6 protein-coding genes are annotated in these 8124 nt (G+C 75.0%); 3 read left to right on the top strand and 3 right to left on the bottom strand.

Translation table 11 applies throughout. The annotated features are described in order from the left end of the window. Positions 1-9 precede the first annotated feature (9 nt). A complete protein-coding gene (locus ACFWDO_RS20520; RefSeq protein ID WP_380347142.1) occupies positions 10-825 on the bottom strand; it encodes a DedA family protein in 816 nt (271 codons plus the stop codon). A 97-nt stretch (positions 826-922) separates the two neighbouring features. Then, complete coding sequence (locus ACFWDO_RS20515) at positions 923-2353, bottom strand: MFS transporter (RefSeq protein ID WP_380325790.1); 1431 nt, start codon at positions 2351-2353, stop codon at positions 923-925. A 119-nt stretch (positions 2354-2472) separates the two neighbouring features. On the opposite strand from ACFWDO_RS20515, the gene ACFWDO_RS20510 reads away from it, so the two are divergent. Then, a complete protein-coding gene (locus ACFWDO_RS20510; protein ID WP_380325787.1) occupies positions 2473-3153 on the top strand; it encodes a helix-turn-helix domain-containing protein in 681 nt (226 codons plus the stop codon). 77 nt (positions 3154-3230) lie between these two features. Here ACFWDO_RS20510 and ACFWDO_RS20505 read toward each other — a convergent pair whose 3' ends face one another. After that, positions 3231-4733, bottom strand: a complete 1503-nt coding sequence (locus ACFWDO_RS20505) for a helix-turn-helix domain-containing protein (protein ID WP_380325796.1) — start codon at positions 4731-4733, stop codon at positions 3231-3233. 150 nt (positions 4734-4883) lie between these two features. On the opposite strand from ACFWDO_RS20505, the gene aceA reads away from it, so the two are divergent. Next, positions 4884-6197 (top strand): isocitrate lyase, encoded by a 1314-nt coding sequence (aceA, locus tag ACFWDO_RS20500; RefSeq protein WP_380325784.1) that lies wholly within the window; start codon positions 4884-4886, stop codon positions 6195-6197. A gap of 59 nt (positions 6198-6256) precedes the next feature. Continuing rightward, positions 6257-7996 carry a malate synthase A gene (aceB, locus tag ACFWDO_RS20495; RefSeq protein WP_380325781.1) on the top strand — a complete coding sequence of 580 codons (1740 nt, stop codon included), beginning with the start codon at positions 6257-6259 and terminating at the stop codon, positions 7994-7996. Positions 7997-8124 lie beyond the last annotated feature (128 nt).

Here is an 8124-nt window from a genome sequence, read left to right as displayed (position 1 = left end):
TGCGGTCTTCTACTTTGGGGTGGTGGTGCTGGTTGGGGCCGCCGTGCCCCACTTGGTGGGCGGCCGGGGCCCCCGCCCGGGGGGGGGCCCGGGGGGGCCCCCCCCCGCCCCCCCCCCGCGGGGGGGCCCGGCCCCCGCGGAGCCGCCCGCGAGCGCCGGCTCGCGCTGCTCCACCAGGGCCGCCGGCGTCGCCGGGGCGGCACGGCGTCCGCGGGCTCCCCAGGCCGTGAGGACCCGATCGACGACGAGGCCGAGCACCGTGCCCACGACGATGCCGACCGCGACGGCGAGCAGCGGCTGGTCGCCGAGCGGCGCCGCCGCCACCACGCCGATCAGCACCGACCAGCACGCCCACGCGAGGGACGCGACGGCGGACAGGCCCATGAAGCGGCGCCGCGAGAAGCCCACCGCGCCGGCGGTGACGTTCACCGCCATCCGTCCGACGGGCACGAACCGCGCGCCCAGGACGACGGAGGCACCCCGGCGCTCGAAGGAGCGGCCCGCCCAGGCGACGGCGCGCTGGCCGCGCGGGCCGCGCAGGAACGGCACCCGCGTCGTGCCGAGCGCCCGGCCGAGGGCGTAGGCCACCTGGTCGCCGCACCATGCGCCGAGCGCCGCCACGAGCACGACGAGGGCGAGGTTCACGCCCTGCCCGGTCTCGGCGCCGACCGCCAGCATGATGATCACGGTCTCGCCGGGCACGGGCGGGAAGAACCCGTCGGCGGCCGTGGACGCGAACAGCGCGGGGAACGCCCAGGCGGAGGAGACGAGCGCGAACAGCGTGCTCTCCAGCTGGGCCCACAGCGAGGCGATCGCGTCGATCATGCGTCCCAGCCTCCGCCGGGAGCACAGCCCGCCACCATGGGGTGTGCCCCCGGTTCGACCCTGGGGCGACCCTGAGACCGCGCCGCCCGCGGACGGCTCAGCCGCCCGCCGCGACCCGCGACCGCGCCACGAGCACGAGGGCGACCAGCACGCCGACGACGCTGACGACCGTCGCCACCCAGAACGCGGCGGAGTAGGCGCCGGCCGGGTCGGTCGCGCCCGCGGCGATGAGGGCGGTGACCACCGGGGCGGCCGCCGCGGAGCCGACGGTGCGCACCACGCTGTTCAGGCCGGTGGCGGCGCCGGTCTCGGTGGGCGGCGACCAGGTGACGACGAGCTGCGCGCAGATCGCGTACCCGATGCCGTTGCCGAGGCCGAGCACGGAGAACGCCACGACGACGGCCCACGGCGTCGCCGGCCACAGGGCCAGGCCGACCGCTCCGACGGCCATGACGCCGGCCGCGACCGCCCCGGTGCCGCCCGGGCCGATGCGCCGCACCAGGGCCGGCGTGGCGCGCCCGCCGAGGAAGACGAGCACCGCGCTGGGGAGCATCGCCAGCCCCGAGACGGTGACGCTCATGCCGTGCCCGTAGCCGGTGCTCGCCGGGGCCTGCATGAGCAGGGGCAGCGCGACGTAGCAGACGTAGGGCACGAAGCCCACGGCCACGGTGAGGAGGCTGACGAGCACGATCGGCCCGTGGCGGAAGGTGCGTACGTCGACGACGGGCGCGGCCGTGCGCCGCTCGACGAGGACCAGCACGGCGAGCAGCACGAGGCCGACCGCACCGACGACGACGGTCCGCGGCGAGCCCCAGCCCCACGTGCCGCCCTGCGAGACGGCGAGCAGCACGCCGACGAGCCCGCCGGCGAGCAGGGCGATGCCGGGCCAGTCGGTCCGGCGCTGCACGGCGGGCGCGCCGCCGCGCGGCACCCAGGCCGCGACGAGCGCGCCGGAGCCGAGGATCAGCGCCGCTCCGAGCACGAACAGCCAGCGCCAGCCGAGCGCGTCGACGACGACGCCGCCCACGACCAGCGCCGCGCCCGCCCCGAGCCCGATCATCCCGGGGATCCACCCGAACGCCGACGCGAGCCGCGGCCCGGACAGCGTGGAGCGGGCGATCGCCAGGGCGAGGGGGAACGTCGCGGTGCTCACGCCCTGCACGACGCGCGCCACGAGCAGCACCCCGAGTGTGGGCGCGGCCGCGGCCAGCAGGGTCGCAGCCGCGAACACGAGGATCGTGCCGAGCAGCACGCGACGATGCCCGAACCGGTCGCCGAGGTTGCCGACCACGGGCGCGAAGACCGCCCCGGCGAGCAGGAACGCGGTGAGGATCCAGCCGGTGCCCTGCGCCGTCGCGCCCAGCTCCCTGCCGAGGGTCGGCAGCGCGGGGACGACGAGCGTCTGCATCAGCGAGAAGGCGAGCACGGCCGCGCTCAGCGCGAAGATCACGCGGCCGGAGTGTCGCTCGACGGTGGCGTCGGCGGGCTGGCCGGGGGCGGCGTCGGGCGCGGGGCTGGACGGAGGCACGGTCGTGCTCGCTCTCTGTGGTGGGGGTGGCTGCGCCTCGTCGCGCGGCGCCGATCGAAACGGAACGGAATGCTCGTTCCGATTCACCTTAGCACCCAGGCGGCGGCTACCGTGAGCCCATGCCCTCCGCCCCCACCGCCGACGAGCCCGCCGAGGACCGCCCGCTGCCCGGCCGGCTGCGCGAGGCGCGCGCCAACGACACGGCCGTGCTCGCCGCGGCGCGCGAGGTCTTCGCCGCGCAGGGGCACGGCGCCTCCATGGCCGACGTCGCCCGGCACGCCCGCGTCGGCGTCGGCTCGGTCTACCGCCGCTACCCCACCAAGGAGGCCCTGGTCGAGGCCCTCCACGTGCAGGCCGTGCGCGAGGCGGCGCGGCTGGCGACCGAGGTGGCGGACCAGTGCGGGACCGACGGGGTGCCCGAAGCCGACGGCGCCGTCGGCACGTTCCTCGCGCGGCAGATCACCGGCGCGACCGGCCCCATCCTGCGACCGCCGGGGGCGGGCGGTCCGCTCCCCGACGACCTCGCCGAAGCGACCCGCGACCTGCGCGTCGGCCTCGAAAGGCTGGTCGCGTACGACCGCGCCGGCGGCCTGGTGCCGACCGGGTTCACCACCGCGGACGTCATGCAGCTGCTGCTCCACCTGCGCCCCGCGCTCCCCTTCCCCCGCGCCGAGGCGGACGCGCTGCACCTGCGCTACCTCCGCCTCGTCCTCGCCGGCCTGCGCACCCGGGCCGGCGACGGCGACGGCCTGGGCGACGGCCCCCGCTGGGACGACTGGGTCGGCGCCTGGCACGACTGAGCGCCCACCACCGCTCGCCGACCAGGCGCTTCCGCACCGAATGACGGCTCAGAACGTGCTCAACCGCCTGCTCGCCGTCAGCCGTCCGCCGTCGGCGCGTGCCGCTCCAGGAACTCGTAGACCTCGGTCGTGTCGACGCCGGGGAACGCGCCGGACGGCATCGCCGCGAGCATCGAGGCATGCGGGCGGGCGCTGGGGAACGCGTGGCCGTCCCAGCGACGGGCGAGCGGCTCGGCAGGGCGCCGGCAGCAGCCGTCGTCGGGGCAGCGCGACGTGCTGCGCGCCGTCGTCTCCCGACCGAGGAACCACTTGACCTGCGCGTACGGCACGCCCACGCTCACCGAGAACCGCCCGTCGGCGGTGTCCTGCACGCGGGAGGTGCACCAGTACGTGCCGGTCGGGGTGTCGGTGTACTGGTAGTACGGGCTGAGCCGGTCGGCGACGGAGAACACCACGCGGGCGGTCCAGTGCCGGCACACGTGCTGCCCCTCCACGGTGCCCAGCGGGTCGGCGGGGAACCGCACGCCGTCGTTCTCGTACGCCTTGTGGATCGCCCCCGACTCGTGGACCTTCATGAAGTGCACCGGGATGCCCAGGTGCCGGGTCGCCAGGTTCGTGAAGCGGTGGGCCACCGTCTCGTAGGAGACGGCGAACGCGTCGCGCAGGTCCTCGAGCGAGATGGACCGGGCCTCCTTGGCCTCGCGCAGCTGCTTCACCGCCTCCCGCTCGGGCACGAGCAGGGCCGCGCACAGGTAGTTGGCCTCGACGCGCTGGCGCAGGAACTCGCGGTAGTCGCGCGGCTCCGCGTGGTCCAGCACGTGCGAGGCGAGGGCCTGCAGCACCGCGGAGCGCGCCTCCGACCGGCCGCGGATCCCGTTGCTCGGCAGGTACACCCGGCGGTGGAGCCGGTCGATGACGGCGCGCGTGGACTGGGGCAGGTCCGGCTCGTAGTGGATCGAGAACCCGAGATGGGCGGCCAGCTCGCCGACCGCTCGCTGGGGCAGCGGCCCGCGGCCGTGGCCGACGTCGTCGAGCAGGCCGCGGGCGACGATCTCCAGGTCGGGGAAGTAGTTGTCCTGCGCGCGCATGTCGGCGCGCAGCTCGGTGTTCGCCCGGCGCGCCTCCTCCGGCGTGAGCGCGCGCTCGGAGTGCAGGCGCTCCAGCTCGCGCTGCAGCCCCACGATCGCCTCGAGCGCGTCCGTGGGCAGCGACTTGCCCACCTTCACGGGGCGCACCCCGAGCGCGGAGAAGAGCGACCCCCTTTGCACGCGCTCCAGCTCGATCTCCAGCGCGTCGCGGTGCGAGGGCGGCTCGGCGGAGAGGAGGTCCTCGACGCTCGCCCCGAGCGCGCGGGCCACCGCCTGCAGGCGCGCGATGGTGGGCTCGCGCTTGCCGTTCTCCAGCATCGAGACCTGCGACGGCGCACGTCCGATGGCGTCGCCGAGCTGTTCGAGCGTCATGCCGCGGCGGGTGCGCAGATGCCGGATGCGGCGGCCGATCGTCAGGGCGTCGGCCTCCCGCTCGAGGGGCAGCGCCGCGTCGTCCCGGGTACCGGGCCGCGGTTCGGTCGAGATGGCCATGCTCGAGGGTGACACGCGGCACACCTTCCGTCCAGGAGAAGAACCTCGATATTTCTCCCCAGGATTCCTGGCCGCGGGGTGGCGCGGCGCGCGAGGGTCGTGGTCATCGGCACCGCCCCCGACGACCGAGACACACGAAAGAGGCTCGACATGACCGCCATCCTTGACTCCCGCAGCACCACCCGCGCCGGCGACCAGGCCCAGACGGCCACGCAGCTCGCCGAGCAGTGGGCCGCCGACCCGCGCTGGGACGGCATCACCCGCGACTACACCGCGGAGGATGTCGTCGCGCTGCGCGGCTCGGTCGGCGAGGAGTTCACCCTGGCCCGGCGCGGCGCCGAGCGGCTGTGGCGCCAGCTGCACGAGGAGGACTTCATCAACGCCCTCGGCGCCCTGACCGGCAACCAGGCCGTGCAGCAGGTCAAGGCGGGCCTGCAGGCCATCTACCTGTCGGGCTGGCAGGTGGCCGGCGACGCGAACCTCGCGGGCCAGACCTACCCGGACCAGTCGCTGTACCCGGCCAACTCGGTGCCGGCCGTCGTGCGCCGCATCAACAACGCGCTCCTGCGCGCCGACCAGATCGACGTGTCCGAGAACGGCGCCCCGACCCGCGACTGGCTCGCCCCGATCGTCGCCGACGCGGAGGCCGGGTTCGGCGGCCCGCTCAACGCGTACGAGCTGATGCGGTCGATGATCGCGTCGGGCGCGGCGGGCGTGCACTGGGAGGACCAGCTCGCCAGCGAGAAGAAGTGCGGCCACCTGGGCGGCAAGGTGCTGATCCCCACCCAGCAGCACGTGCGCACGCTCAACGCGGCGCGGCTCGCGGCCGACGTCTCCGACGTGCCGAGCGTCGTCATCGCCCGCACGGACGCCGAGGCGGCCACCCTGCTCACCTCCGACGTCGACGAGCGCGACCGCCCGTTCCTCACCGGCGGGCGCACCGGCGAGGGCTTCTACGAGGTGCGCAACGGCGTCGAGCCGTGCATCGCGCGGGCCAAGGCCTACGCCCCGTACGCCGACCTCATCTGGATGGAGACCGGCACCCCCGACCTCGAGCTCGCGCGGTCGTTCGCCGAGGCCGTCAAGGCCGACTTCCCGGACCAGATGCTCGCCTACAACTGCTCGCCGTCGTTCAACTGGAAGAAGCACCTGGACGACGACACGATCGCGAAGTTCCAGCGCGAGCTGGGCGCGATGGGCTTCCGGTTCCAGTTCATCACCCTGGCCGGCTTCCACGCCCTCAACTACTCGATGTTCGACCTCGCCCACGGGTACGCCCGGGAGCAGATGTCGGCCTACGTGCGGCTCCAGGAGGCGGAGTTCGCCGCCGAGGAGCGCGGCTACACCGCCACCAAGCACCAGCGCGAGGTCGGCACCGGCTACTTCGACCGCGTGTCGACGGCGCTCAACCCCGACGCCGCCACCCTCGCGCTCGCCGGCTCCACCGAGGCCGCGCAGTTCTGAGCGGGTCACCCCCGCTCCCTCCCCAGCCACGACCAGCCCCGACAGACCGGAGGCACGCCATGACCACGCTCACGTCCCCGACCACCGCCCCCGTGCCCGCCGTCGCGCCCGCCGTCGGCACGCCGCTCGCCGACACCGCGACCGACCCGTTCGTCTGGGGCGGGACGTCGCTCGCGGAGGGGCACCTCACCGTCACCGCCCCGTTGGAGGCGCGCGACGAGGAGATCCTCACCCCAGAGGCGCTGGCGTTCCTGGCGATGCTGCACGACCGCTTCGCCGACGACCGCACCGAGCTGCTGCTCGAGCGGCAGCGCCGCATGCGGCGCATCGCCGACGGAGACGACCCGGACTTCCACCCGGCCACCCGGCCCGTGCGCGACGACCCGTCCTGGCGGGTCGCGGGCGCGGCCGGGGCGCCGGGGCTGAGCGACCGCCGCGTCGAGATCACGGGCCCGACGGACCCCAAGATGACGATCAACGCGCTCAACTCGGGCGCCCGGTGCTGGCTGGCCGACGCCGAGGACGCGCAGTCGCCCACGTGGCGCAACGTCGTGGAGGGCCAGCTCGCCCTGCACGACGCGATCCGCGGCACGCTCACCTTCACCAACCCGGCGGGCAAGCGGTACGCCCTGCGCTCCACCGACCTCACCGAGCTGCCGACGATCGTCTTCCGCCCCCGCGGGTGGCACCTGTTCGAGTCGCACCTGGCCTACACCGGCCCGGACGGGTCGACGCAGCCGGCGTCCGGCACGCTGGTCGACTTCGGCCTCTACCTGTTCCACAACGCCCACGAGTTGATCTCCCGCGGGCGCGGGCCGTACTTCTACCTGCCGAAGCTCGAGGGCTACCGCGAGGCGCGGCTGTGGAACGAGGTCTTCGAGGCGGCGCAGGAGGCTCTCGGCCTCCCCCGCCGCACGATCCGCGCCACCGTGCTGATCGAGACGCTGCCCGCCGCGTTCGAGATGGAGGAGATCCTCTACGAGCTGCGCGACCACTGCGCCGGGCTGAACGCGGGCCGCTGGGACTACCTGTTCAGCGTGATCAAGTGCTTCCGAAAGAGGGGGTCGTCGTACGTGCTGCCCGACCGTGGTCAGGTCACGATGACGGCGCCGTTCATGCAGGCGTACACGGAGCTGCTCGTCGCGACGTGCCACAAGCGCGGGGCGCACGCCATCGGCGGGATGAGCGCCTTCATCCCCGACCGCCGCTCCCCCGAGGTGACCGAGCGCGCCGTCGAGCAGGTGTGGGCCGACAAGACCCGCGAGGCCGCGGCCGGCTTCGACGGCACCTGGGTGGCTCACCCGGACCTGGTCGAGGTGGCGCGCGGGGCGTTCGACGAGGTGCTCGGCGAGCGCGAGAACCAGGTGGACCGGCTGCGCGACGACGTCGAGGTGGGCCAGGCCGAGCTGCTCGACGTCGCCTCGGCGCGGCGCGAGGGCGCGACCGTCACGGCGGCCGGGCTGCGGACCAACGTGTCCGTGGGGCTGCGGTACGTCGAGTCGTGGCTGCGGGGCACCGGCGCGGCGGCCATCGACCACCTGATGGAGGACGCCGCCACGGCCGAGATCTCCCGGTCGCAGGTGTGGCAGTGGGTCGCGTCGGGCACGACGACGGAGGACGGCCTGCCCATCACCCGGGTGCGCTGCGAGGCCGTGCTCCGCGACGTCCTGCGCGGCCTGCCGCGGTCCGCCGGCGACCGCTTCGACGACGCCGCGGCCCTCTTCCGCGAGGTGGCGTTGGGCGAGGAGTTCCCGCCGTTCCTCACCACCGGCGCGTACGCCCGCTACCTCGCGGGCTGACCCGTCCCGGCCTGGTGCCGAACAGGTGGTTGTGGGCGGTGGGGGGCGGCCGAAACGGGACCAACACCCGTTGGGGGGGGGCGCCGGGCGGGTGGGGGGGTGGGGGCGCCCGGGGGCCACCGGCGGCG

This window comes from Isoptericola sp. NPDC060185, assembly GCF_042728595.1.
Lineage (GTDB): Bacteria > Actinomycetota > Actinomycetes > Actinomycetales > Cellulomonadaceae > Isoptericola.
The sequence above is the reverse complement of the archived record's forward strand: the minus strand, read 5'-3'. Positions and strand labels throughout refer to the sequence as shown.